Consider the following 23,464-nt stretch of genomic DNA (forward strand, 5'->3'; position numbering starts at 1 on the left):
TACAGTTATTTCTGTAAAGACAGAAACATTGAATCCAAAAAAAGCGGGCTGCGTGCCCGCACGTCCGGTGCCGCCTACTTCGACGACTTGCGCCTGACCGTCTGGCTGATCTTCGCGCCGATCCCGAGCGCCTTCATCAGCGTATCGGGCTTGAGCCGCAGCATCTCGTCCGACCAGGTCGTGAGCGTCTCGACGAACTGCAGCGTGTCGCGAATGCGCTGCTCGGTTTCGCGGCTCTCGTCGGCGATCTCGGGGCTCGTCAGGCAATCGCGCAGCACCGTGAGCGTCGGTTCGATCTCGCGTTGCCGCCGCCCTTCGACGATCAGCTTGAACAGTTCCCAGATGTCGGTCGACGTCTCGAAGTGGTCGCGGCGATCGCCCAGCACGTGCACGACCTTCGCGAGCCGCCACGCCTGCAACTCCTTCAGGCTCGTGCTGACGTTGGAGCGCGCGACGTTGAGCGTCTCGGCGATCTCGTCGGCCGCGACCGGCCTTCCGGCCAGGTACAGCAGCGCGTGAATCTGCGAGACGGTGCGGTTGACGCCCCACCGCGAGCCCATTTCGCCCCAGTGGAGGATGAATCGTTCGGCAATCGGTGTGAGTTCCATGTCGGGAAATTTAGTTTTTTCAGTTATTTCTGTCAAGAGAGAAATATCTGGCCACTACGCAAATCGCCGCGTCGATGGTCCGACCCCGCGCAACTGCGAATGCCGCCACCGCCCGCGTTTCCCGCCCTGCCCGCCCGCTTCCATTACAATGCGCGGGATTTTTCCGATTTCAGGCCGTCCCCCGCCTTTCTGAATAGAGGTTTCCATGATCATCAAACCGCGCGTGCGTGGCTTCATCTGCGTGACGACTCATCCGGTCGGCTGCGAAGCCAATGTCAAGGAACAGATCGACTACGTGACTTCGCACGGCCCGATCCCCAACGGCCCGAAGAAGGTGCTCGTGATCGGCGCGTCGACGGGCTATGGCCTCGCCGCCCGGATCTCGGCCGCATTCGGTTCGGGCGCGGACACGCTCGGCGTGTTCTTCGAGCGCGCCGGCAGCGAAACGAAGCCGGGCACCGCCGGCTGGTACAACAGCGCCGCGTTCGAGAAGTTCGCCGCGCAAAAGGGGCTCTATGCGCGCAGCATCAACGGCGACGCATTCTCCGACAAGGTCAAGCAGATCACGATCGACACCATCAAGCAGGATCTCGGCAAGGTCGACCTGGTCGTCTACAGCCTCGCGGCACCGCGCCGCACGCATCCGAAGACGGGCGAAACGATCAGCTCGACGCTGAAGCCGGTCGGCAAGTCGGTCACGTTCCGCGGCCTCGACACCGACAAGGAAGTGATCCGCGAAGTCTCGCTCGAGCCGGCGACGCAGGAAGAGATCGACGGCACCGTCGCCGTGATGGGCGGCGAGGACTGGCAGATGTGGATCGACGCGCTCGCTGAAGCCGACGTGCTGGCCGACGGCGCGAAGACGACCGCGTTCACGTACCTCGGCGAGCAGATCACGCACGACATCTACTGGAACGGCTCGATCGGCGAAGCGAAGAAGGATCTCGACAAGAAGGTGCTGTCGATCCGCGACAAGCTGGCCGCGCACGGCGGCGATGCCCGCGTGTCGGTGCTCAAGGCCGTCGTCACGCAGGCGAGCTCGGCGATCCCGATGATGCCGCTCTACCTGTCGCTGCTGTTCAAGGTGATGAAGGAAAAGGGCACGCACGAAGGCTGCATCGAGCAGGTGTACGGGCTCCTGAAGGACAGCATGTACGGCGCGACGCCGCACATCGACGACGAAGGCCGCCTGCGCGCGGACTACAAGGAACTCGATCCGCAAGTGCAGGCCAAGGTCGTCGCCATGTGGGACAAGGTGACGAACGAGAATCTGTACGAGATGACCGACTTCGCCGGCTACAAGACCGAGTTCCTGCGCCTGTTCGGCTTCGAGATCGCCGGCGTCGACTACGACGCGGACGTGAACCCGGACGTGAAGATCCCGGGCATCATCGACACCACGGTCTGACGACCGGGCCCGCCGCGCGCGACGCGTGGCGGCGGGCCGACTCTCCAGCAGCGAAGCCCGAACGGCGTCACCCCGTCGGACACGTCCGCCGACAGCGCGGTTCGCACCTGCCGTGCGAGCGCGTCGGCGGCGCCATCCGCGGATCGGGCGATCGCGGCCCGCGCTATTCCACCGCCCTTGCGGCATCCCACAGCGGCTGTCCGCCCAGCGCCGCATGCCACGCGCCGAAACGCGCGCGCCACGACTCGAACGGCTCCTTCAGCGGATGACGCGGATCGTCGCTGAGCGCATAGGCCATCCCCTCGATCAGCCAGCGCGGCTTGGTCGCCACCGCGAAGTTGCCGAGCACTTCGGCCTGACGATGATGGATCAGCTCGTGCGCAAGAAAGTAGGTCTGCCAGCCGCGCGGCGCGACGATCACGCCGAAATCCCCGAGCGTCAATGCCGCGCGTTCGCCGAGACCGAACATGTCGGCACACTCGCGCGTCGAGCAGAACACGACGCGCGGTGCCTCGCGAAACGGGCCCACGGCCGCCGCCGCGCGCGCATAACCGTCGCGATAGAGCTGCTGCGCGGCGCCGAACTTCGCGGCATCGTCCGTGCAGATGTCCGCGCTGGGGCACGACACGCCGGGAAGCAGCGCGGGCGCGACGACGCGTAGCGGCTTGACGAGCGCAAAGGCGGCGATCGGCACCGCGACGAGCAGGCCCGTGAGAGCGAAGGCGACATGGGAGCGTTTCATCGAGGCGGCGATTCCGTTGGCATGGCGGTGGCGTGTTCCAGCACGAATATATCGGAGCGGCGCCGTCGCCGTCCGACATTTTTTCCGTCCGGCGTCCGGCGTCCGGCGTCCGGCGTCCGGCGTCCGGCGTCCGGCGTCCGGCGTTCGGCGTTCGGCGTTCGGCGTTCGGCGTTCGGCATCCGGCGTCCGGCCCACGGCCCCGCTCCGCCGCACTGCGCGCCGATCGCGAACCGGAGTGCGATCGCATCCAGCCCGGTTACGCGAGCTGCTTGTGAAAATACGTCGTCGCGCACAATGCGCCGTCGGGCATCAGCGCGAAGTTCGGTACGACGCCGACGCGCTGCCAGCCGGCCCGCTCGTACAGACGCTCGGCATCGCCGCCCGTCACGGTGTCGAGCACGAGCACGGTCTTGCCGGCATTGCGCGCGGCTTCGTCGGCAGCCGTCAGCAGCCGCGCCGCGATCCCCTGCCGGCGTGCATGGCGGGACACGAGCATCTTCGCGATGTCCGCGCGATGCGGCTGGTTCTCCGGCTGCGCGGTCACGACCTGAACGGTGCCGACGATCCGCCCGGCGACGTCCTCGGCGATGAGCAGGATGCGCTCGCCGCCCGCGACGCCATCGGCGACGCGCGTCCAGAACGCAACGGCGGTCGAACGCTCGATCGGCAACATGAAACTGACGGACGCGCCACCCTCGACGCAATCGATCAGCACGTCGGCCAGCGCGTCGATGCGCGCATGCGCTTCGCTCGCATCGAGGCGGCGCACGGTCACGGGTTCGGTCATACCCTCTCCGGTATATCAGGTGGGGCACGCGTTCGGTCGGCGTGCGCCCGGATCGAATGGAACGCCGACGTGCGGTCGATGCATGCGCAACGGCGGCCGGTGCAAGGCAACACGGCGTCCAGCCCGATTGGCGCGTGTTACCGCCCCATCATGCTACGCGATGAAAAATCCGGCTGAATCGCCTATGCTTAGCCACATGGCTAACTTTCAACCCGGCATCAGCGACGTATTCCACGCACTCGCCGATCCGACACGCTGCGCGATCGTCGGCGCGCTCGGCAATGGCGGGCGGACCGTTTCGGCACTGGCCGCGCCGTTCGACATGGCGCTGCCGTCGTTCATGAAGCATCTCGCGGTGCTCGAGCGCAGCGGCCTCGTCACGACCCGGAAGACTGGCCGCTCACGCACCTGCGAGCTGGTCGCCGGCCGGCTGGCGGAGGCCGAACAGTGGCTCGCCGCGCAGCGCGCGCACTGGGAAGCGCGCTCCGATCGTCTCGTGGAATTCGTCGAACGCCGTCACCAGGAGGAGCAAGCGCATGTCAGCCAGCCACGTCGACCCCGCCGAAGCCCATGACCTCGTCATCACGCGCACGCTGCGCGCGCCGCGCCAGGCACTCTGGCGCGCATGGACCGACCCGGAATTGCTGAAGGAATGGTGGTGCCCGAAACCGTGGACCACCGAAGTGCACGCGTTCGACCTGCGCCCGGGCGGCGCCTTCCACACGTTCATGCGCGGCCCCGACGGCGGCACGAGCGACAACCCCGGCTGCTTCCTCGACATCGTGCCGGAAGCGCGAATCGCATTCACGTCGATGCTCACGGGCGGCTGGCGGCCGCAGGTGCCGTGGCTGGGCTTCACGGCCGTCATCACGATGGCCGACGACGATGCCGGCTGCCGCTACGAGGCGCGCGTGATGCACCCTGATGCCGCCACGCGCGAGCGGCACGAGGCCCTCGGCTTTTTCGATGGCTGGAACATCTGCATCACGCAGCTCGACGAATTCGCGGCCGCGTTGCGCTGAATGCGGCCGCATGCGCGGGCCATTGCATGCGGCCGTGCGCGCGCCTAGGATTCCTGAAGGGCGCATGACGAGACGCCGGCATCCGGCGTGCGCCGTCGTGCGCGTTCCGCGGGAGGCCATATGCTGCACATGCACACGCATTCGACCCGGGTCAGTCGGCACCTGAACGCGCCGCGCGAGTGCGTCTACCGCGCGCTGCTCGATCCGCGCGCCGTCGAACAATGGAAAGTGCCTGACGGCATGACGTGCCGCGTGCACGCATACGACGCGCGCGAAGGCGGCGCGCTGCGCGTGTCGCTGAGCTACGACGCACCTTCGGACGGCACCGGCAAGACCACCGCGCACACCGACACCTATCACGGCCGCTTCGTGACGCTCGTGCCGGACCAGAAGATCGTCGAAATCGACGTGTTCGAAACCGACGATCCGATGCTGCGCGGCGCGATGACGGTCACGATCATGCTGTCCGACGAAGCAGGCGGCACACGCATCGATGCGGTACACGACGGTGTGCCGCCCGGCGTGCCGGCCGCCGACAACGAGGCCGGCTGGCAAATGGCGCTCGCCCGGCTGGCCGCGTTGGTCGAGACGGGCTAGCGCGAGGCGACGGGCGCAGGACGCATCAGCCGAGCCGGTACGCGCGCGTGACGGTCCCGCGGAACAGCGCATCGCGCTCGCTCGGGCCCGCATGCGCGGTCAACCGCTTGAACGCGTTCCAGCCGTTCACGTACGAATACGAACCCTTGTCGACCGGGAAATTGCTCTCGAACATGCAGCGCTCGGCGCCGAACGCCTCGATGCACGTGAGCATCCACGGCTTCCATGCGTCGGCGAGCTGTTCGGACGACGGCGGCCGCGCGCCCTTCTCGAAATCGAAGCCGTTGATCCGCATGCCGAGGCCACCGACCTTCACGAATACGTTCGGCAGCCGGGCAAGTTCGCGCATCGATGTCCGCCAGCGCTCGAAGACTTCCGGCCGCTTGTCCGCGTAGCTCGCAATCCGCACGACGCCGCCACAGTGATTGACGACGATCCGCGTGTCGGGGTTCGCCTTCGCGAGATCGAACAACTCCGGCAACTGAGGAAAGAACAGCCACGCGTCGTACGACAACCCGAGCGGCGCGAGCTGCGCGACGCCGGCCCGGTACGCGGGATCGAGCAGCAATCCGCGCGGCACCGCCGACAACGGGTTCGCGAGCGACGGATCGGCATCCCACGTGCTCAGGTGCCGCACGCCGCGAAAGCGTCCCCGCCCCGCATCGAGATGCGCTTCGAGCACGTCGCGCACGCGTGCGCCGAGCCGCAGGTCCGCATGCCCGACGATGCCTTTCGCGACGGCCGGACCGCTTCGCTGCAGCGGCTCCGTCACGCCGGCCACGTATGCCGTCTCGCCGACAGGCTTCAGTTCGACCGGCCCGGCATCGCGATAGCGCGTCAGCGCCTGCATGTAGACGGAGGCCTGGATGTTGTGTCCGGCGCGCGCATCCTGAAGATAGTCGTCGAGCATGTAGATCCAGCCCGGCCGCTCGTAGAAGTGATGGTGCGCATCGACGATCGGCAGATCCGGTTCGAGCGCGGGCTCGAGCGCCGAGGCAAGCCAGTCGTTGCGCACCGCGAGATAGTTGCTTTGCGTCGTCATGCGGGAAGCTCCGTTTTCAGCCGGCGCGCGCATCTCGGCACATGCGGGCAGTGCGAGCGATGCGGCGGCCGCACCGAGCAAGCGGCGTCGTTTGATCGAGATGGCCATGTCATTCGCTCCGGTCGAACGCGTACAGCGACAGCGTCAGCAGCGTCGTGATCGCCAGGACGATCGCGAGGCCGAGCATCCCGGCCGTGAAGGTGCCGAAGCTGTCCTTCAGGTAGCCGACCAGATACGGGCCCGCGAATCCGCCGAGCGCGCCGATCGAATTGATCAGCGCGAGTCCGCCGGCCGCGGCCTCGCCGGACAGGAAGCGCGAAGGCAGCGTATAGAAGATCGTGCGTCCGGCAATCGTGCCGACCAGCGCGAGCGTGATGCCGACGAGCGCCGGCCCGAGCGTCAGGAAATGGGTCGACACGCCGAGCGCCACCGCGCCGATGGCGAGACCGATCGCGAGGTTCGCGATCGGGCCGCCGCGCCGGTCCACCCGCTTCGCCCACCACAGCAGCGCGATCGTCGCGAAGAAGTAAGGCACCGCGGACAGCCAGCCGGTCTGCATCGTCGACATCCCGTGCGCCTTCAGCATCTGCGGCAGCCAGATGCCGATGCCGTACGAGCCCATCGTGAAGCCGAACGAGATCAGCGCGAGCAGGTACACGCGCACGTCGCGCAATGCGACGCCGAAACGCTTCTTGCGGCCGGCGGCGCCTTCGCGCTCGAACGCGCGCTGCAGTGCGGCACGCTCGTCGTCCGACAGCCAGGCGGCCGTGGCCGGGGAATCGGACAGCAGCTTCAGGACGAGAAAGCCGAGCGCGCACGCGGGCAGCCCTTCGACGATGAACATCCACTTCCAGCCCGCGAGACCGAGCGCGCCATCCATCTGCAGCAGCCACGTCGACAGCGGACCGCCGATCAGCGACGACAGCGGCGTCGACACGGTGAACCACGCGAGCACGCGCGTGCGGTAACTCGCCGGAAACCACACGGCGAGGAAGAAGATCACGCCCGGGAAAAAACCGGCCTCGCCGATGCCGAGCAGCAGCCGGATCACATAGAAACTGGCCGGGCCCGCCGCGAGCGCGGTCGCCGCCGCGATCAATCCCCACGTGATCATGATGCGAGCCAGCCAGCGCCGCGCACCGAAGCGGTACAGCGCGAGATTGCTCGGCACTTCGAACAGGCAATAGCCGGCGAACATGATCCCCGCGCCCCAGCCGAACTGCGTGGCGGTCAAGCCGAGATCGCGGTTCATCGTCAGCGCCGCGAACCCGACGCTCGTGCGGTCGAGATAGTTGAAGAAATACGCGAGCGCGAGCAGCGGAATGAAGCGCCATGCGGCCTTGCGCACGGCCCGTTGCTCGATCGTCGCGTCGGTCTCGCGATCGGCGGCCAGCGCCGGGGAAGCGGATGTCATGGTTGTCTCCGTGGATGCGGCGGTCCCCGCCCGCACGATCGCGCGGCCGGGATGCCCTTTGTTCGTTCGATGGATCGCGGCGGCGCTACGCGCTCGCCACTTCGTTCGGCGACGGCACATCGCCCGGCATGGCCGGCGGTTGATCGTGCGCGCCGTGCGCGTGCCGCCCCGCGACGACGCCGGCGTCGATCAGCGCCCGCGCGTCGTCCGGCGTATAGCCGAGCTCGCCGAGCAGCGCGCTGGTGTCCTGGCCGAGCGCGGGCGGCGCCGAGCGCAGCCGCAGGCGCTCGCCCGCGAGCGTGAGCGGCAGCATCGCGGTGCGCGTGGCGACCGGGCGGCCGGCGCTGCTCGCATCGGCCGGCAGCGTCACGGCTTCGAGGCCGCCCGTCGCCAGCAGATGCGGATCGTCGAACAAGTCCTGCGGCTTCGTGATCGGCGCATACGGCAGGCCGATCGATTCGAAGATCGCGCCGATCTCCGCAGCCGAATGCGCGGCGAGCCGCGCACGCAGTTCGGGCAGCAGCCAGTCGCGGGCCTGCACGCGAAGGTTGTTCGTTGCGAGGCGCGCATCGTCCTTCAGCGCGGCGAAACCGAACGCGTCGCAGAACAGCGCCCACTGCGTGTCCGACACCACCGCAAGAAAGATCTGTTCGTTATCCTTGACGGAGAACACGTCGTAGACGGCCCACGCGGAGATCCGGCTCGGCATCGGCGACGCGGCCTGCCCCGTCACCGCGAACTGCATCATGTGCTGCGCGACGAGGAACACGTTGTTCTCGAACAGCGAGCTCTGCACCTGCTGCCCGCGGCCGGTGCGTTCGCGCTGCGCGAGCGCGGCCATCGCGCCGATCGCGCCGAACATCCCGCCCATGATGTCGTTCACGCTCGACCCCGCACGCAGCGGCCGGCCTTCGGGGCCCGTCATGTACGCGAGACCGCCCATCATCTGCACGACTTCGTCGAGCGCGGTGCGATGTTCGTACGGGCCCGGCAGGAAACCCTTGTGCGACACGTACACCAGGCGCGGATTCAGCGAGGACAGCGCGGGATAACCGAGGCCGAGCCGGTCCATCGTGCCGCTCTTGAAGTTCTCGCTGAACACGTCCGCCGTCGCGACGAGCCGCCGCATGATCTCGAGCCCGCGCGGATCCTTCACGTCGACCGCCATGCTCTTCTTGTTGCGGTTGAACATTCCGAAGAAACCCGCGCCGGAACCGCGCAACGCACGCGTGCTGTCGCCCGCGATCGGTTCGATCTTGATGACTTCCGCACCGAGATCCGCGAGCAGCATGCCGCAGGTCGGGCCCATCACCATGTGCGTCATCTCGATCACGCGCACGCCTTCGTACGGCAGCGGCGAAGCCGGTTGGCGATCGTTCATTGCGCGACTCCGGTCAGGCAGCGTTCCGGCTGGGCCGCGGTCGGCGCACGGCCGTCCGCATAATGAAAACCCTTCGGCAACCCCGCGTCCGGCACGTGGCCGTACAGCGCCTCGGCCGGCAGCGCCGCCTGCAGGATCGCGCGCGCGGCGAGCAGCGCGTCGACGTCGATGCCCGTGTCGTACCCCATCGACTCCAGCAGGAACACCAGGTCCTCGGTCACGACGTTGCCGGTCGCGCCGGGCGCATACGGGCAACCGCCCAGGCCGCCGAGGCTCGCGTCGAGCGTCGTCACGCCTGCGTCGAGCGCCGCGACGACGTTGGCGAGCCCCTGCCCGCGCGTGTTGTGGAAGTGCGCGCCGCCGGCCTTGCCGCCGACTTCGCGCCGCAGGCGCATGAACAACCGGCGCACCTGCGCCGGATTCGCGTAGCCGCTCGTATCGGACAGGCCGATCTCGTCGACGCCGCATTCGGCCATCGCGACGGCCATCGCGATCGTCTCGTCGTCGGCGACCGCGCCGGCGATCGTGCAGCCGAACGCCACCGACACGCCCGCCTCGATCTGCACCGACGGAAAACGCGCATCGCGCAGCGCGACGATCGCGCGCACTTCGTCGATCATCTGCGCCGGCGTCTTGCGGATGTTCGCGAGCGAGTGCGCTTCGGTCACCGATACCGGCAACGTCAGCTTGTGGACCCCCGCGTCGAACGCGCTTTCGGCGCCCCGCAGGTTCGGCGCGAGCGCGGCGACGTGCAATCCGGGAATCGCCAGCGCATGGGCGACGACTTCCCGCACGTCGGCCATCTGCGGCAACAGCCGCGCGGGCACGAACGACCCGACCTCGATCTCGCGCAGCCCGGCTTTGGCGAGCGCGGTGATCCAGCGCAACTTGTCGGCCGTCGGCATCACGGCCTTGATGCTCTGCAGGCCGTCACGCGGACCGACCTCGCTGACCAGCACCTTCGGACTTTCGGAAACACGCATTCGACACCTCAATATTCTATCTGAAAGAACATCGTTCTTCTTGACGGAACTTTAGAGGCGTGTCGAATCGGCTGTAAGCGGGGTATACCCGTGAAATTGCGATTTTTTGGAACTTGAGTTCTGTCAGGCAGAACGATATAGTCGATCAACCGCCACCGAAAGGAACAACGCGCCGTGCCCCCGACCTCGACTCCCGCAGATCACACCGACGAAATGCCCGACTCGTCGGCCGAAGCCTCCAGCGGCGTCGCCGTCCTCGATCGCGCGTTCGCGATCCTCCACGCTTTCGGGCAAACCGACGACCGGCTGTCGCTCGCGGAACTGTCGCGCCGCACCGGGCTGTACAAGAGCACGATCCTGCGCCTGCTCGCCGCGCTGGAGCACGGCGGCTTCATGCGCAAGCTCGACGACGGCCAGTACGCGGTCGGACACGAGCCGTTGCGGCTTGCCGCGCTGTATCAGCGCTCGTTCCGGGTCGGCCCGGTCGTCGAACCGTTGCTCGAGACGCTCAGCCGCGAACTCGGTGAGACGGCATCGTTCTACGTGCGCCATGGCGACATGCGCTCGGTGCTCTACCGCGTCGAACCCACGCGCACGGTGCGCGTGTCCATCCGGGTCGGCGAGGAGTTTCCGGTTCACCAAGGGGCGTCGGGGAAGGTGCTGCTCGCGTTCACCGAGCCGCACGATGCGCGCTGGAACGAAGTGCGCGAACAGTTGTGGGCCGCGTCCTACGGCGAGCGCGACCCGGAAACCGCGTCGGCGTCCGTGCCGGTGTTCGGCGCGGCCGGCGACTGCGTCGGCGCATTGACGGTATCCGGTCCGCAATCGCGGCTTGCCGCCGCGCCGGCGATGGCCGCGGCGCTCGCGATGCTGTTGCCGCTCGCGCAGAAGGCGACCGTCGCGCTCGGCGGCGCAGGCGCGCGCTACGATGCGCAAGCCGTGCGCGACAGTCTCGCCCGATTCGCGGTACCGGACGGCCCCGCCCAGCCATAACCGGCCGCGCGCATGCGGCGATGAGGCAGCGCAAAAGGCGGCCGCATGCGACACTGGCCGTCGACGCATGCAGCACGCCGTCGAACGGCGCCGCACATGCAACCGCCGTCCGGACACGCAAGGGAACCCCACGATGAACGCCGCGCGCACCGCCACCTGGTATTTCGATTTCGTTTCGCCGTTCGCGTATCTGCAGCAGGAACGGTTCGACCAATTGCCGCCAGCCGCCGCATACGAGCCGAAGCCGATCGTGCTCGGCGCGCTGCTCGCACACTGGGGCCAGAAGGCGCCGGCCGAGATCGCGGCGAAGCGCATCTTCACGTATCGCCACGCGCAATACCGCGCGGACAAGCTCGGCATTCCGTTCCGGATGCCGCCCGCCCATCCGTTCAACCCGATCCGGCCGCTACGCCTCGCGATCGCGATGGGCGGCTCGCCCGAGGCGATCCGGCGGATCTTCCGCTACATCTGGCGCGACGGCCAGGACGTATCGACGCCGGACGGCTTCGCCGCGCTGTGCGAGGCGGTCGGCTTTCCGGAAGGCGTGACGGCCGTCGAAGCCCAACCGGTGAAGGACGCGCTGCGTGCGAACACCGATCAGGCGATCGCGCACGGCGTGTTCGGCGTGCCGACCTTCGAACTCGACGGCGACCTGTTCTGGGGCGACGACGCGACCGACATGTTCGTCGACTGCGCGACGTCGCGCGCGTGGCTCGACTCGCCCGAAGTGCGCCGCATCAGCGCGCTGCCCGAAGGTATCCGGCGCGGTTGACGACACGCGCGACGACGCTTGCGTGTCGCGCCCTTCGACGAGCAGCGGCACGGCTTCGCGCATCATCGCGACGAAGTCCACGAGCAGCGCTTGGGGCGCGAGCGCTGCAGGCAAATGCGGAGCGGGCAGCCCAACACGGCTTGCACACCTTTTCTTTTTATTTTCGTTCGGTGCTTCGCGGCCCGGCGCAGCACGGCAGATCCGCGCGGGATGCGACGCGCATTCGGTCATCCGATGCAAGTGCGCGATCGCTCACCGGATTATCCAGTTCAACACATTATTTTTCGACGATGCGTAGTGAACGCGCGCGCAACCGTCAGATGATTCGACATGACCGCGCCGCACGGTCATTCCCAATCCGGCCCCATCGGAAAATCGCGTTTTCTAAGGGGAATCCCGGTATTTTTTCCCATTTTCTTCGAAATTACCGGTGACATACTTGCCCCCCATTGCGCTCCCGTGCGAGCGCGCTTCCTGATCCCTGCCGGTCGCGTGTCATGTGCTGCGTGTCCGCCGGGGTCGCAGAACATGAACAATTTCGACACCGCGATCCAGACCTTCCTCACCCACATCACGTTCGGACCGCTGATGAATCACGCGATCCGTGTGATCGCCGGCCTCTATACGTTCAAGGGCTTCATCCTCATCCCCGTGCTGTGCTGGCTGTGGTTCCAGCCGGGACCGGAACGCGAACGCCAGCGCGAACTGGTCATCGCGACGGTCGCGAGCGGGCTCGTCGCGCTCGCGTTCGGCCGGCTGCTCGCGAAAGTCCTGCCGTTCCGCGTGCGGCCGATCTACAACCCCGATCTGCACCTGCACTTCCCGTCCGAGGAACTGCGCGCGGCCACGCTGCAGGCGTGGAGTTCGTTTCCGAGCGATCACGCGATGCTGTGGATGGCGATCGCGACAGGCATCTTCATCATCGCGCGCCGGGCCGGCGTGCTCGCGCTGCTGTATGCGGTCGTGTTCATCTGCGTGCCGCGCGCGTATCTCGGCTATCACTATCCGACCGACCTGATCGCCGGTGCCGCGATCGGCATCGCGATCGCGTGGCTGCTGACGCGCGATGCGATTCGATCACGCTTCGCGCCGCGGGTGCTGGAGGCGATCCGGCGCTTCCCCGCGCCGGCCTATACGCTCGCGTTCCTGCTGTGCTTCGAGCTCATCACGCAGTTCGACGAACTGCTGACGCTCGCGCAGTCGGTCAAGCACACGGCAATGTAACGGGACGGCGCCGCCATGCATCCGCTGCTGTCGTCACGACGCCCAGGCACGCGCTGCCGGCCCTGCGCGGCGGCATCACGCCATGCGCACGCCGCCGGTCAGGTCGCCGCCGCGTCGGCAACCGCGGCCGCGCATGTCAGTCGCGATCGGGCGCGCCGAGCGGGAAGAACGCACGATACGGCCGCGCTTCGTCGACCGCCCGCGCGAACGACGGCCGCGCAAGCAGCCGCTTGCGATACGCGATCACGTTCGCGAACGACGGGTCGATCCGGTGCGTCCAGTCCGCGTAGAACAGGAACGGCGCCGCGCCGCAGTCGGCGAGGCTGAAGCGGTCGCCGCCCGCCCACTCGCGATCGGCCATCGTGCGATCCAGCCACGCATACGACGTTTCGAGCATCGCGCGCGCGTCGGCGACACCCCGCGCATCGCGCTCGTGCGCCGGACGCAGCGCATCGAACACGACCTTCTGCTGCGGCGTCGATACATAGTTGTCGAAGAAGCGATCCATCGTCCGCACTTCCAGCGCCGCGCGCCGGTCGTCGGGCACGAGTCGCACGGGGCCCGGATGGTAGAGGTCGAGGTATTCGACGATGATCGTCGCCTCGATCACGGTACGGCCCGCGTCGACGAGCACCGGGAAACGCTTCATCGGCCATAGCGCGGCCAGTTCCTGCATCGGCTTCGGATCGTCGTGCGCGAGCACGCGATACGCGAACGGCGTGCCGTTCTCGTACAGCGCGGTCAGCACCTTCTGGCAGTAGGACGAAAAGGGATGGGCGTATAGCGTCGGCGTCATTGCGGGGCTCTCGGGTTTCGGCGCCGCGTCATGCAGCGCCATGTGATCGGATACCTTGACGACGAACGGCGCCTCGCCGATTCGACAGCGGCCCGAACATTTTTTCGTATGCGGTATCGCGCCGTTACGACCGGCCATCCATCACGACGCGGCCTTCGCCGCGCCAGCGCAGCATCCCGCCGCCGAGGTTCGCGACCGCATCGAAACCGGCCTTCAGGAGAATCACCGTCGCCTGCGCAGAGCGGCCGCCGGCACGACACACGGTCACGATCGGCCGGTCGTGCGCAAGCTCGCCGGTGCGCGAGGCCAGTTCGCCGAGCGGAATCGGCGTCGCGCCGGGCAGATGGCCGAGCGGGCCCGAGAATTCGTCCGGCTCGCGCACGTCGACGACCTGCACCTCCGGCAGGTGATCCTCGAGCCACTGCGGATCGATTTCCCAGAACCCGGCGAACGTGTAGACGAGCGGCGCCCAGTCGGCCACCGCGTGCGCGTCGGGTGCGTTCGCAGCCACGCCGCACTGCAGGTTCGCCGGCACCGCGACGTCGATCTGGCGCGGATGCGCGAGCCCGAGATTGCGCATGTAGCCCGCGAAATCGTCCTCGCTGAGATCGCCGCCGAGGCGCGGGTTGAAGCGCCGCTCCTCGCCGACGCTCGTCACCGTCAGCCCGCGATAGTCGTGCGCGGGATACAGCAGGCAGGCGGCCGGCAGCGTGAACAGCCGGCCGTGCACCGCGCGATACAGCGCGCGCGGGTCGCCCTGCTGGAAATCCGTGCGGCCGGTGCCGCGTATCAGCAGGCAGTCGCCGGTGAACGCCATCGATTCGTCGTCGAGCACGAGGCTGATGCAGCCGCTCGTGTGGCCCGGTGTCGCGCGAACGGTCAGGTAGCGCGTGCCGAATGCGCAGCGATCGCCGTCGTTCAGGTAACGGTCGGCGCCCTGCGCGCCGCTCGCGGCCGAAATCGCGATCGCGCTGCCGGTGCGCTGCTTCAGCAGCCACGCACCCGTCACGTGATCGGCGTGCACGTGCGTGTCGACGGTCGCGACGAGCCTTAGCCCGAGTTCGTCGAGCAGTGCCGCGTCGCGGCGCACCTGCTCGAACACGGGATCGATCAGCAGCGCTTCGCGCGATGCGCCGTCGGCAAGGAGGTACGTATAGGTCGACGATTGCGGGTCGAAGAGTTGCCGGAAGATCATGGCGAAGTCGCTCCGTCGGCTGGGCGTGCGGGTTGTACGGATCGTGCGAAGGGTGCCGGTTGCGACACCCGCCGCGCGGGGCGCGCGTTCATACAGGGTAGTGCAAAACGCGCACGCCACCCGCGTCGTTGCATGCGGTGAGGTGTCATGCCGCGCCCGTAGCGTCGCGCGCGCTGCCTTACACTACCGCCTGTTCTCGTCTTACGTTCACAGGAATTGCGTCGACATGTCGATGACGATCGATCCGAAGCAGGCCGCCGCGCTGCTGGCCGTCGCCGACACCGGCAGCTTCGAGCAGGCCGCCGTGCGCCTGCACGTGACCGCATCCGCCGTCACGCAGCGGGTGCGCGCGCTGGAAGCGAGCCTCGGCACGCCACTCGTGCTGCGCACGCGTCCGTGCCGGCCGACGGTGGCCGGACAGCGCGTGCTGCAGCACCTGCGCCGCGTCGCGCTGCTGCAGGCCGACCTGCAAAGCACGCTCGCGGCCGAGCGCGAATCGCCGATCTCGGTCACGATCGCGCTCAACTCCGACAGCCTCGGCACCTGGTTCCTGCCCGCACTGACGTCGGTGCTCGCGGGCGAGCGCATCCTGTTCGAGCTGATCGTCGAGGATCAGGATCACACGTTCGCGCTGCTCGAAAGCGGGATGGCCGTCGGTTGCGTGACGACCGAGCCGAAGCCGATGCGCGGCTGCGTCGCGACGCCGTTGGGCACGATGCGCTACCGGCTGCTCGCGGCCGCCGCGTTCGCCGGGCGCTGGTTCCCGCGCGGCCTGAGCCGCACGAGCGCGCGCGTCGCACCGGTCGTCGCGTATTCGCGGCGCGACACGCTGCAGTCCACGTTCCTCAAGGAGAAATTCGGGTTGCCCGAAGGCGCGTATCCGTGCCATTACGTGCCGGGCACGCACGCGCATTTCGCGGCGGTGCGGCACGGGCTCGGCTACGCGATGGTGCCGGAGCCGCTGATCGGCGGCGCGCCGCTCGACGCGCAGGGGCTCGTCGATCTCGCGCCCATGCATCCGACCGATATCGCGCTGTACTGGCACGCATGGACCGTGCAGTCGCCGACGATGGCGTCGCTGTCCACGCGGGTGGTCGAAGCGGCGCGCCGGCTGCTCGCACCGCTGTCGTGACGAGCGTCGCCGGCACGTCGCCTATACTTTTTTCATCGGCCTCGCGAACGCGCCGCGCGGCCGATCACGCCCATCCGGCCGTTCCCTTTCCCGTGAGGAGAACATCATGTCCCGCCGCTATATCGATTGCCGCGAGTTTCCCAGCGCGATGCATTGCTCGGTCGCGATTTCCGCCGACTCCGACAACGAACTCCTGGAGGCCGCCGTGCAGCATGCGGTCTCGGTGCACCAGCACACCGACAGCGCCGAACTTCGCACGCAGCTGAAAGCACTGTTCCGCGACGGCACGCCGCCCGCCGACATGCCCCGGCACGCGTAGTCCACCGGCACGCCAGATATCGACAGACGGGCCACAGCACCGCCCCGCCGCCTCCCCACTCCCGCTTCGCGCCGCGCCTGCGCCCCCGGGCCGGCCGGCGCATTCCACCTTACGCGCGCCGCTGCGCGAAATACGCGCCGACCGCGTCGATGAAGGTATCGATATCCGCGCGCGACACGTCGCAGTGCGTGACGAAGCGCGACGCGTACAGCATCTGCGTGAGGATCCCGCGTTCCTTCAGCCACGCCTCGAGCGGCGCGCAATCGGCTTCGGGGAATTGCGCGAACACCATGTTCGTCGCATGCGACAGCACCTTCACCGGCTCGATGCGCGCGAGGCCGGCGGCGAGATGCGCGGCGTTCGCGTGATCGTCGGCGAGCCGCTCGACGTTGTGGTCGAGCGCATACAGGCAGGCCGCCGCGAGTATGCCGGACTGCCGCATCCCGCCGCCGAGCACCTTGCGCCAGCGCTGCGCGCGCTCGACCAGCGCGCGATTGCCGACCAGTACCGAACCGACCGGCGCGCCGAGCCCTTTCGAGAAGCAGATCGACACGGTATCGAACGGCGCGCATAGTTCGGCGATCGGGCGGCCCGACGCGACGGCCGCATTGCACACGCGCGCGCCGTCGAGGTGGGTCGCCAGCCCGCGGCTGCGCGCGAGCGCGACGGCTTCCTGCACATAGCCGTCCGGCAATACCTGGCCGCCGATCGTATTTTCGAGCGCGAGCAGGCGCGTGCGGGCGAAGTGGTTGTCGAGCGGCTTGATCGCCGCGGCGATCTTCGCGAGCGGCAGCGTGCCGTCCGGCGCATTCTCGATCGGCTGCGGCTGGATGCTGCCGAGCACGGCCGCGCCGCCGCCTTCGTACTTGTAGGTGTGGGCGAGCTGGCCGACGATGTATTCGTCGCCGCGTTCGCAATGCGCCATCAGCGCAGCCAGGTTGCTTTGCGTGCCGCTCGGGAAGAACAGGCCGGCCTCCTTGCCGGCCCGCTCGGCCGCGACCGCCTGCAGGCGCAGCACGGTCGGGTCGTCGCCCCATACGTCGTCGCCGACTTCGGCGGCAGTCATTGCGGCCAGCATCGCCTGGCTCGGACGTGTGACGGTATCGCTGCGTAAATCGATCATCTTCGTGCCCTGAGTGAACGCAGACCGGAACCGATGCGCCCGGCCCTGCCGAAACGAGACTCAGAGTGTACGCAATTCGCGCAGCGCCTGCCGATGCATCGCGCCGCACAAGGAAGCGGCGCTCGATCGCGCGCCACCGCCGCACGATCCCCCCGCGACCGGCACGAAGCGACGCGCCCCGCGCCGGGGCGGGGCGGCCGGCATTCGGGGCGGCATCGTCAATAACGCGGCGGCGGCGGCTGGACACCCGGCGGCGGCATCGGCGGCGCCGCGCGCTGCGCGCCTCCGACATATCCGCCGCTCATCCCTCCCGGCACCGGCACGCGGTTGCCGGTTGCGTACATGCATTGCAGATACGCGTAGTCGTAGCGGCGCTGGACGTCGTAGGCCGAGCCCTGCGCGGCGCCCGCGCCCACGACGCTGCCCGCGAGCAGCCCGGCACCCGCGCCGACGGCCGCGCCGGAGCCGCCGTTGAACGCGGCGCCCGCGGCCGCGCCGAGCGCGGTGCCGACGGCCGCGCTGCCGACCGCGCTCGCGGTGGACGCCTGCCCGGCGCTCACGCCGCCCGATTGCTGGAACGCGTACTGGCGGCAGTTCGCATCGTCGACGCGAAACTGGTCGAACGACTTGCCGGTGCCCGGCAGCGCCATCACGCTGGGCCCGGTCGGCATGTACGCGCACGCGCCGAGCAGGCCGGCCAGCGCCAGCACGGCCGGCACGCGCAGCGATCGAATCATGGGGTTCATCGTCGGGCCTCCCTCATTGCGGCCGCGCCGGCACCGATCGCCAGCCCGACTTGCAGGTCTTCACATACGGGTAGTAATGCTTCGACGCGTCGCAGTAGTACCAGACGTCCGCGCCGCCTTGCAGCGGCTGGTCCTTCTCGACGTACTCCGGCGGCGGACCGGGATCGACGGGCACCACGACGACGGGCGGCGGGTAGTAGTACGGCGCCGGAACGACCGGGTAGTAATACGGGTAACCGGGGCCGACGTACACGCCGACCCGGGCGGCATGCGCGACGCCGCCCGTCGCGACGGCCACCGCGGCGACCGCGCCCAGCGCGAGCTTCAATCCATTCACGTCACGTTCTCCGGCAGGACGGTTCGTCGATACGAACCCGACATATCGAACGCTACGCCGTGCGCGATTCGCCAGCCATTACAGGCGCGGGCGCCAATGTTGCGCGACGTTACCCATGTAACCGGCCCCGTCAGCCAGGGCCCGCCAGCGGGACTGCACGCGTTACGCGTCAACGCGCCGAAACGGACTGGCCGCAGGCGGCGGCGCCACGCAGCACGCCGGTTCGCAACGCACCGTTCCGATGACGCGACGCGCCATATTGACGCATGTGCGACAGACCGCCACGTCACGATCGCGCACGTGACGACCGGTGTTGTTGATACGAATCAACGATTTATCCCGAAAACGCGCGCGGCGGACTGGACATCTGCGACGAGTTGGCGCATTTCGCGGCGCAATATCGCGGCACATACTCCAGCCAACCCCGATGCCCCGTCGGCCGGGGTCCGCCGGCACCCGCCGGCGGGTATCGTCAGCCTCGGTCAACTGGTATGGACACCGCTTTTTCGGCCCTCGATCTGGCCCGCCTGCAATTCGCGTTCACCGTCTCCTTTCACATCGTCTTCCCGGCGCTGAGCATCGGCCTCGCCAGCTTCATCGCCGTGCTCGAATATCGCTGGCTGAAGACCGGCAAGCAGTACTACAAAACCCTCTGCCTGTTCTGGTCGAAGATCTTCGCGGTCGCGTTCGGGATGGGTGTCGTCTCCGGCGTGGTGATGAGCTATCAGTTCGGCACCAACTGGTCGGGCTTCTCGAGCTTCGCCGGCGCCGTCACCGGCCCGCTGCTGATGTACGAGGTGATGACCGCGTTCTTCCTCGAAGCCGGCTTCCTCGGCATCATGCTGTTCGGCTGGAATCGCGTAAGCCCGCGCGCGCACTTCGGCGCGACGCTGATGGTCGCGATCGGCACGCTGATCTCGACGTTCTGGATCCTCGCGTCGAACAGCTGGATGCAGACGCCGCAAGGCTTCGAGATCGTCGACGGCCGCATCGTGCCGACCGACTGGTTCGCGATCATCTTCAACCCGTCGTTCCCGTACCGCCTGTTCCACATGGCGATCGCCGCGTTCATCGTCGCCGCGCTCGTCGTGGCCGCGACCGGCGCCTGGCACCTGCTGAAGGGGCGCCGCGACAAGGGCGTGAAGAAGATGTTCTCGATGGCGCTGTGGCTGCTGCTGGTGCTCGCGCCGCTGCAGGCCGTGATCGGCGACCAGCACGGCATCAACACGCTGAAGCACCAGCCCGCGAAGATCGCCGCGATCGAAGGGCTGTGGGAAACCGAAAAGGGCGGCACTGCGCTCAACCTGTTCGGCATTCCGGACATGCAGGCGGAGACCACCCGCTACGCGGTGAAGGTGCCGCATCTCGGCAGCCTGATCCTCACGCACAGCTGGGACGGCGAGATCCGCGGGCTCAAGGACTTCCCGCCCGAGGACCGCCCGAACTCGACGGTCGTGTTCTGGAGCTTCCGGATCATGGTCGGCCTCGGCTTCGCGATGATCGGCCTCGCCGCGCTCGCATGGCTGCTGCGCCGCCGCGGCACGCTGTATGAATCGAAGTGGTTCCAGCGCTTCGCGCTCGTGATGGGTCCGACCGGCTTCGTGTCGTTGCTCGCGGGCTGGGTGACGACCGAAGCGGGCCGCCAGCCGTGGGTCGTGTATGGCGTGATGCGCACCGCGCAGGCCGTGTCGCCGCTTTCGGTGCAGCAGGTCAGCCTGTCGATGATGACGTTCGTGATCGTGTACTTCCTCGTGTTCGGCACCGGCGTGTACTACATGCTGAAGCTGATGAAGGCCGGCCCCGCGCTGCCCGACGTCAAGCACGACCCGAAACACGACATGCCCGACACGCGCCCCGATCACACCGCGCGCCGCCCGATGTCGGCCGTCGACGAGCTGATCGAGACCGTCTGAGCCCAACCCATTCGCAAACGAGAAAACCTATGGACGTCACCGTAATCTGGGCCGCGATCATCGCATTGGGGCTCTTCATGTACGTCGTGCTCGACGGCTTCGACCTCGGCATCGGCATCGTCTTCCCGTTCTTCCCGGACGAGAAGGAACGCGACCTGATGATGAACACCGTCGCGCCCGTGTGGGACGGCAACGAGACGTGGCTCGTGCTCGGCGGCGCCGGGCTGTTCGCGGTGTTCCCGGTCGTCTATTCGACGGTGCTGTCGGCGCTGTACCTGCCGCTGATCTTCATGCTGGTGTGCCTCATCTTCCGCGGCGTGTCGTTCGAGATCCGCGCGAAGGCGCGGCGCACGAAGCAGCTGTGGGATCTCGCGTTCATCGGCGGCTCGGCCGGCGCGACGCTGTTCCAGGGGATCGCGCTCGGCGCGTTCCTGCAGGGCATCGACGTGAAGGACGGCGTGTACGCCGGCGGCGCGTTCGACTGGCTCACGCCGTTCAGCCTGCTGACGGGCCTCGGCCTGATCGTCACGTATGCGCTGCTGGGCTGCTGCTGGCTCGTCGCGAAGACGGAAGGCGACCTGCAACGGCGCCTGCATCGCGTCGTGTGGCCGCTGACCGTCGTGCTGCTCGGCTTCATCGCGGTCGTCAGCCTGTGGACGCCGCTGCAGGATCCGGCCATCGCGCAGCGCTGGTTCGATTCGGGGCTGTTCTGGCGCCTGCTGCCGGTGCCGTTCCTGGTCGCCGGGTGCGCGGTGTGGATGCGTCGCGCGGTGCGCGACCGGCACGACATGACGCCGTTCGTGCTCGCGCTGGCGCTCGTGCTGCTCGGCTACGTCGGCCTGCTCGTCACGCTGTTCCCGTATGCGATTCCCCAGACAATGACGATCTGGGAAGCGGCGGCACCGCGTTCGAGCCAGACCTTCACGCTGGTCGGCGCAGCGGTTATCCTCCCGATCATCATCGCCTACACGACGATGGGTTACTGGGTATTCCGAGGCAAGGTGCGCCATGAAGACCAGCATTACTACCACCACTGATTCCGCCGCTCGCCAGCCCGACGCGCCGCGGCCGCGGATGCGCGGCTGGATGTGGTTCGTCGTGCTGTGGGCGGGCGGCGTGCTCGGCGCCGTCACGCTCGGCTATGCGTTCAAGATCTTCATGAACCTGACGCTGTTCGCGGTGAAGTAAGCTGCGCGGCCGCTTCGATCGAACGACGATCGGAGCGGCCGTTTTCATATCGCCGGCCGATGTTTCCGATTCGCCGGCCTCGCCGGCGCCGCGCGCCTCGCCCCTACCGCCGCTCGCGCAGCGCCGCCTCGATCTTGCGATCGGTCTTGTACTGGCTCAGCGCATACACCGACCAGATCGCGGCCGGCAGCCAGCCGATGATCGTGAGCTGCAGGATCAGGCAGATCACACCGGCGATCGGGCGGCCGATCGTGAAGAACTGGAACCACGGCAGCAAGAGGGCAAGCAGCAGACGCATCGGATTTCCTTTTTCTCATCAATGAGGAGCAACGTACGCGGCCAATATGGCGCGTCATGCCCCCCATTTCAAGCCGACCTGCTCCGAACCGGACAGCCATCGCGCAACGCGCGCGACGAGCAGGCCCGCTTCGTCGAAACGCTCGACGCCCGCCACCTGCGGCGCGTCGCAGATGCCGAACACCGGCTTGCCCCATTGCAGCCCCAGCGCGATTTCCGACAGCGTGCCGAGACCGCCGCCGACCGCGATCAGGCACACTGACGCGCGCGCGATCAGCGCGTTGCGCGTAATGCCGAGCCCGGTCGGCAGCGCAACGGTCAGATACGGATTCGCGTCCCGCGCATCATCCTCGGGCAGCAGCCCGATCGCGCATCCACCCGCGGCCCGCGCGCCGCGCGCGGCGGCCTCCATCACGCCCTGCTTGCCGCCGCCGACGATCGCGATGCCTGTCGCCGCGATCCCGTACGCGATCCGCTCGGCGACGGCGAGCTGCGTGTCTGTCGCGTCGCGCGGCCCGATCACGCCGACCGGCATCCGGTGCGGTTGCGCGCCGCGCTGTCGCTGCGCGAGTTGCGCCAGCGCGGCGCGCGTGTCGTCCGACCATTCAATGACGTCGTTGCCGTGCAAGTCCTTCCCCCAGTGCAAGAACGCAGGTGCAAAGCGCCGTCAGCACGATCGACAGCACGGCGGCCTGCGAGAAATCGGTCTGTCCGTCGGACAGCTTCAGATACATCAGCAGCGGCAGGATGTTGACCTGCGTGCCGGCCAGCGCGAGTGCCGTGCCGTACGTGCCGAGCGCGATCGCACCCACGAGGCACCACGCGGACGCGATCGACGGCCACAGCTCGCGCCACGCGACGTCGAACCACGCGCGCCACGGCCGCGCGCCGAGCGTCAGCGCCGCCTCGAGCGGCCGCCGGTCGAGATTCGCGAGCGCCGGGTAGAGCATCAGCGCGACGCGCGGGATCAGGTAATACGCATAGGCGAACGCCAGCCCCGGCATCGAGTAGATCGCGCCGCCGACCACGGTCGGGTCCGCGCCGAGCGACGCCAGCAGCATCGTCACGAAACCGGCGCGGCCGAACACGAGGATGAAGCCGTACGCGATCACGAGGCCGGAGAAGGCGAGCGGCACGCCGAGCAGCGCGAGCGACCAGCGGCGGCGCGCCGGCGACTGCCCGGCCAGCACGAACGCCACCGGCACGCCAACGGCGACGGACAGCGTGCCGGCGCCGATCGCGAGCGCCAGCGAACGCACGATCGCGTCGGCGACGAGTGGATCGCCGAACACCGCGGCGAAGGCGCGACCGCCGCCTTCGAATGCGGCGCCGACGAGCGCGGCGAGCGGCAGCGCGAAGCACACCGCGAACAGCGCGGCCGCCGGCACCGCGCCGTAGCGGCGCAGGACGCCATGCCGCATGGACGAAACCCGCATCGCGCGCCC

At 68.1% G+C, this 23,464-nt stretch carries 27 protein-coding genes; 12 read left to right on the forward strand and 15 right to left on the reverse strand.

What is annotated here, in order from left to right:
- Positions 1-74 precede the first annotated feature (74 nt).
- Positions 75-608 carry a GbsR/MarR family transcriptional regulator gene (locus tag DIE11_RS13040; protein WP_006760784.1) on the reverse strand — a complete coding sequence of 178 codons (534 nt, stop codon included), beginning with the start codon at positions 606-608 and terminating at the stop codon, positions 75-77.
- Positions 609-813: 205 nt separating this feature from the next.
- Here DIE11_RS13040 and fabV point away from each other — a divergent pair, with 205 nt between their 5' ends.
- A complete protein-coding gene (gene fabV, locus DIE11_RS13045) occupies positions 814-2,016 on the forward strand; it encodes an enoyl-ACP reductase FabV (RefSeq protein WP_124624379.1) in 1,203 nt (400 codons plus the stop codon).
- A gap of 163 nt (positions 2,017-2,179) precedes the next feature.
- On the opposite strand, the gene DIE11_RS13050 is transcribed toward fabV, so the two are convergent.
- Complete coding sequence (locus DIE11_RS13050; protein ID WP_124624382.1) at positions 2,180-2,758, reverse strand: hypothetical protein; 579 nt, start codon at positions 2,756-2,758, stop codon at positions 2,180-2,182.
- A gap of 256 nt (positions 2,759-3,014) precedes the next feature.
- On the reverse strand, positions 3,015-3,545 hold the full coding sequence (locus DIE11_RS13055) for a GNAT family N-acetyltransferase (RefSeq protein ID WP_124624385.1): 531 nt from the start codon (positions 3,543-3,545) through the stop codon (positions 3,015-3,017).
- A gap of 196 nt (positions 3,546-3,741) precedes the next feature.
- Between DIE11_RS13055 and DIE11_RS13060 the strand changes: the two genes are divergently transcribed.
- From DIE11_RS13060 to DIE11_RS13070, 3 genes are all read left to right on the forward strand, one after another.
- The gene (locus DIE11_RS13060; RefSeq protein WP_124624388.1) at positions 3,742-4,119 is read left to right on the forward strand and encodes a helix-turn-helix transcriptional regulator; all 378 of its coding nucleotides are present in this window, start codon (positions 3,742-3,744) and stop codon (positions 4,117-4,119) included.
- Positions 4,082-4,567, forward strand: a complete 486-nt coding sequence (locus DIE11_RS13065) for an SRPBCC family protein (RefSeq protein WP_124624391.1) — start codon at positions 4,082-4,084, stop codon at positions 4,565-4,567. Before DIE11_RS13060 ends, DIE11_RS13065 begins: the two co-directional genes overlap by 38 nt.
- 120 nt (positions 4,568-4,687) lie before the next feature.
- Positions 4,688-5,164 carry an SRPBCC family protein gene (locus DIE11_RS13070; protein ID WP_059608082.1) on the forward strand — a complete coding sequence of 159 codons (477 nt, stop codon included), beginning with the start codon at positions 4,688-4,690 and terminating at the stop codon, positions 5,162-5,164.
- 25 nt (positions 5,165-5,189) lie between these two features.
- Here the strand turns inward: DIE11_RS13070 and DIE11_RS13075 are convergent, their stop codons facing one another.
- From DIE11_RS13075 to DIE11_RS13090, 4 genes are all read right to left on the reverse strand, one after another.
- On the reverse strand, positions 5,190-6,314 hold the full coding sequence (locus tag DIE11_RS13075) for an amidohydrolase (RefSeq protein WP_124624393.1): 1,125 nt from the start codon (positions 6,312-6,314) through the stop codon (positions 5,190-5,192).
- A gap of 1 nt (position 6,315) precedes the next feature.
- The gene (locus tag DIE11_RS13080) at positions 6,316-7,620 is read right to left on the reverse strand and encodes an MFS transporter (RefSeq protein WP_124624396.1); all 1,305 of its coding nucleotides are present in this window, start codon (positions 7,618-7,620) and stop codon (positions 6,316-6,318) included.
- Between the two features lie 85 nt (positions 7,621-7,705).
- Complete coding sequence (locus DIE11_RS13085) at positions 7,706-9,001, reverse strand: CaiB/BaiF CoA-transferase family protein (RefSeq protein WP_124624399.1); 1,296 nt, start codon at positions 8,999-9,001, stop codon at positions 7,706-7,708.
- On the reverse strand, positions 8,998-9,984 hold the full coding sequence (locus DIE11_RS13090) for a hydroxymethylglutaryl-CoA lyase (protein WP_124624401.1): 987 nt from the start codon (positions 9,982-9,984) through the stop codon (positions 8,998-9,000). Before DIE11_RS13090 ends, DIE11_RS13085 begins: the two co-directional genes overlap by 4 nt.
- Positions 9,985-10,197: 213 nt before the next feature.
- Between DIE11_RS13090 and DIE11_RS13095 the strand changes: the two genes are divergently transcribed.
- From DIE11_RS13095 to DIE11_RS13105, 3 genes are all read left to right on the forward strand, one after another.
- Positions 10,198-10,977, forward strand: coding sequence for an IclR family transcriptional regulator (locus DIE11_RS13095; RefSeq protein WP_124624657.1), 780 nt, complete (start codon positions 10,198-10,200; stop codon positions 10,975-10,977).
- Between the two features lie 133 nt (positions 10,978-11,110).
- Positions 11,111-11,749, forward strand: a complete 639-nt coding sequence (locus DIE11_RS13100; RefSeq protein ID WP_124624403.1) for a 2-hydroxychromene-2-carboxylate isomerase — start codon at positions 11,111-11,113, stop codon at positions 11,747-11,749.
- Between the two features lie 528 nt (positions 11,750-12,277).
- Positions 12,278-12,973, forward strand: a complete 696-nt coding sequence (locus DIE11_RS13105) for a phosphatase PAP2 family protein (protein WP_124624405.1) — start codon at positions 12,278-12,280, stop codon at positions 12,971-12,973.
- 136 nt (positions 12,974-13,109) lie between these two features.
- Here DIE11_RS13105 and DIE11_RS13110 read toward each other — a convergent pair whose 3' ends face one another.
- Together DIE11_RS13110 and DIE11_RS13115 are read right to left on the reverse strand one after the other, a co-directional pair.
- Complete coding sequence (locus DIE11_RS13110) at positions 13,110-13,769, reverse strand: glutathione S-transferase family protein (RefSeq protein WP_124624407.1); 660 nt, start codon at positions 13,767-13,769, stop codon at positions 13,110-13,112.
- Positions 13,770-13,893: 124 nt separating this feature from the next.
- Positions 13,894-14,964 (reverse strand): rhodanese-like domain-containing protein, encoded by a 1,071-nt coding sequence (locus tag DIE11_RS13115; RefSeq protein ID WP_124624409.1) that lies wholly within the window; start codon positions 14,962-14,964, stop codon positions 13,894-13,896.
- A gap of 226 nt (positions 14,965-15,190) precedes the next feature.
- Between DIE11_RS13115 and DIE11_RS13120 the strand changes: the two genes are divergently transcribed.
- Together DIE11_RS13120 and DIE11_RS13125 are read left to right on the forward strand one after the other, a co-directional pair.
- A complete protein-coding gene (locus DIE11_RS13120; RefSeq protein WP_059598957.1) occupies positions 15,191-16,096 on the forward strand; it encodes an HTH-type transcriptional regulator ArgP in 906 nt (301 codons plus the stop codon).
- A 106-nt stretch (positions 16,097-16,202) separates the two neighbouring features.
- Positions 16,203-16,415 (forward strand): DUF1059 domain-containing protein, encoded by a 213-nt coding sequence (locus DIE11_RS13125; protein WP_059598956.1) that lies wholly within the window; start codon positions 16,203-16,205, stop codon positions 16,413-16,415.
- A gap of 109 nt (positions 16,416-16,524) precedes the next feature.
- On the opposite strand, the gene ltaE is transcribed toward DIE11_RS13125, so the two are convergent.
- The 3 genes from ltaE to DIE11_RS13140 form a co-directional block, all read right to left on the reverse strand.
- Entirely contained in the window at positions 16,525-17,538 is a 1,014-nt protein-coding gene (gene ltaE, locus DIE11_RS13130; protein WP_059598955.1) for a low-specificity L-threonine aldolase, read from the reverse strand.
- Between the two features lie 218 nt (positions 17,539-17,756).
- Positions 17,757-18,284: a YMGG-like glycine zipper-containing protein gene (locus DIE11_RS13135; protein ID WP_124624412.1), complete on the reverse strand. Its 528-nt coding sequence runs from the start codon at positions 18,282-18,284 to the stop codon at positions 17,757-17,759.
- Between the two features lie 13 nt (positions 18,285-18,297).
- Entirely contained in the window at positions 18,298-18,621 is a 324-nt protein-coding gene (locus DIE11_RS13140) for a hypothetical protein (RefSeq protein WP_124624415.1), read from the reverse strand.
- Positions 18,622-19,112: 491 nt separating this feature from the next.
- Between DIE11_RS13140 and DIE11_RS13145 the strand changes: the two genes are divergently transcribed.
- From DIE11_RS13145 to DIE11_RS13155, 3 genes are read left to right on the forward strand one after another with little or no spacing between them, the layout of a single operon-like run.
- A complete protein-coding gene (locus DIE11_RS13145) occupies positions 19,113-20,534 on the forward strand; it encodes a cytochrome ubiquinol oxidase subunit I (RefSeq protein WP_124624418.1) in 1,422 nt (473 codons plus the stop codon).
- 29 nt (positions 20,535-20,563) lie between these two features.
- Positions 20,564-21,571 carry a cytochrome d ubiquinol oxidase subunit II gene (cydB, locus tag DIE11_RS13150; RefSeq protein ID WP_059598951.1) on the forward strand — a complete coding sequence of 336 codons (1,008 nt, stop codon included), beginning with the start codon at positions 20,564-20,566 and terminating at the stop codon, positions 21,569-21,571.
- Positions 21,543-21,722 (forward strand): hypothetical protein, encoded by a 180-nt coding sequence (locus tag DIE11_RS13155; protein ID WP_059598950.1) that lies wholly within the window; start codon positions 21,543-21,545, stop codon positions 21,720-21,722. Before cydB ends, DIE11_RS13155 begins: the two co-directional genes overlap by 29 nt.
- 103 nt (positions 21,723-21,825) lie before the next feature.
- Here DIE11_RS13155 and DIE11_RS13160 read toward each other — a convergent pair whose 3' ends face one another.
- The 3 genes from DIE11_RS13160 to DIE11_RS13170 all read right to left on the reverse strand — a co-directional run bounded on the left by DIE11_RS13160 (position 21,826) and on the right by DIE11_RS13170 (position 23,455).
- Positions 21,826-22,020: a YqaE/Pmp3 family membrane protein gene (locus tag DIE11_RS13160; RefSeq protein ID WP_044848494.1), complete on the reverse strand. Its 195-nt coding sequence runs from the start codon at positions 22,018-22,020 to the stop codon at positions 21,826-21,828.
- A gap of 54 nt (positions 22,021-22,074) precedes the next feature.
- A complete protein-coding gene (locus DIE11_RS13165) occupies positions 22,075-22,554 on the reverse strand; it encodes a lysine decarboxylase (protein ID WP_409364569.1) in 480 nt (159 codons plus the stop codon).
- Positions 22,555-22,624: 70 nt separating this feature from the next.
- Positions 22,625-23,455: an ABC transporter permease gene (locus DIE11_RS13170; RefSeq protein ID WP_059598948.1), complete on the reverse strand. Its 831-nt coding sequence runs from the start codon at positions 23,453-23,455 to the stop codon at positions 22,625-22,627.
- Positions 23,456-23,464 lie beyond the last annotated feature (9 nt).

The sequence above is a fragment of the Burkholderia sp. Bp9012 genome (assembly GCF_003853825.1).
Classification (GTDB): Bacteria; Pseudomonadota; Gammaproteobacteria; order Burkholderiales; family Burkholderiaceae; genus Burkholderia; species Burkholderia diffusa.